The sequence below is a fragment of the Sulfitobacter sp. G21635-S1 genome, assembly GCF_027213915.1.
GTDB lineage: Bacteria > Pseudomonadota > Alphaproteobacteria > Rhodobacterales > Rhodobacteraceae > Sulfitobacter.
Map to the genome: position 1 here is coordinate 1 of NZ_JAPWGV010000071.1, position 961 is coordinate 961.

The window sequence follows — 961 nt, forward strand, 5'->3', positions numbered from 1 at the left end:
GGAGGATCAGGAATGAACTCTCGCTATGCTGAAATTGTCAGTCTGGCCAAGCAGCGGGTCCGCCCGGTGGCCATTGCAAACCAGCTCGGCATTCACCCGAACACGGTCTACGAAAACATCCGCAAGGCGCGCAAGCGCGGCGAGGATATCGAGACCTTCGCCAAGGGCCGGGAAGTTGACGCCGACGGAACCGGTGAGGCGATTTCACCCGTCACGCCGCGCAATCTGCTGATCCCGATGCGCTTGCACAGCCTCCTGGAATTGCGCGCCAGCGAGCGCGGCATGACGACTTCCGAATATGGCCAACGCCTGCTTGAGCGGGCGCTGTTGGGCACAGTGGTGCGCCATGACTGAGCCGCGCCCCTTTCAGCCCGATGAATTGCTGCGTTTGGCGGGCAGCGGAGTTGCCAAAGTGGACCTGATGGGCCCGCGCGGCACCACACTTTGCACCATGGACGAAATCGAAGCGATGGCAGCACTGATCGTCTTGGGTGGCCTGTTGCCAGGGAGGCCGACCGATCCGGCGCGCCAACCCCGCTTTGTTGAAACAGAAGGGAACTGAGAATGATTACGTTCGAGGCCGTAATGACCGGCAGTCAGCTGGGCCGCCAGTTTGCCAATGACCCCGAGGAGACAGCGTACCTTCTACGCGCGATCGTCGACGACGCTCCCGAAGATTTCTGTACCGACGTCGCGGATTATGAGCGCAGTTCCGAGACAGCCGCATGGCTGCGCGGGCTTGCTGACGCGATGGACCCGCCGGGCCCGCACGAAACGGCGGAGGGCCGCGCGTGAAACTCACCATCGAGCCCACCGCCCAGATCACAAGCATCGAGCGCGCCCCATGCCGACTTTGGGAGGGCCACGATGAGAATGGCACCCCCGTCAAGGTCTGGGTGCGGACCTTGCAACCGCAGACCCATGACGAGGCGCGGCTCGACGCCTTCAACCGCGAACTCGA

The 961-nt window shown here is 63.1% G+C and carries 3 protein-coding genes; all 3 read left to right on the forward strand.

Features of this window, described 5'->3' with window-relative positions:
* Positions 1-354 (forward strand): hypothetical protein (locus tag O4H53_RS26940; protein ID WP_269368082.1); only part of this gene is annotated, 354 nt, incomplete at its 5' end.
* Positions 347-562, forward strand: a complete 216-nt coding sequence (locus tag O4H53_RS26945; protein WP_269368084.1) for a hypothetical protein — start codon at positions 347-349, stop codon at positions 560-562. The genes O4H53_RS26940 and O4H53_RS26945, both read left to right, overlap by 8 nt.
* A gap of 2 nt (positions 563-564) precedes the next feature.
* A complete protein-coding gene (locus tag O4H53_RS26950) occupies positions 565-795 on the forward strand; it encodes a hypothetical protein (RefSeq protein ID WP_269368085.1) in 231 nt (76 codons plus the stop codon).
* Positions 796-961: the final 166 nt, after the last annotated feature.

Excerpts from the sequence above, each read along its gene's own strand:
- O4H53_RS26945 (WP_269368084.1), top strand. The coding sequence starts at position 347 with ATGACTGAGCCGCGCCCCTTTCAGCCCGATGAATTGCTGCGTTTGGCG.
- O4H53_RS26950 (WP_269368085.1), top strand. The coding sequence starts at position 565 with ATGATTACGTTCGAGGCCGTAATGACCGGCAGTCAGCTGGGCCGCCAG.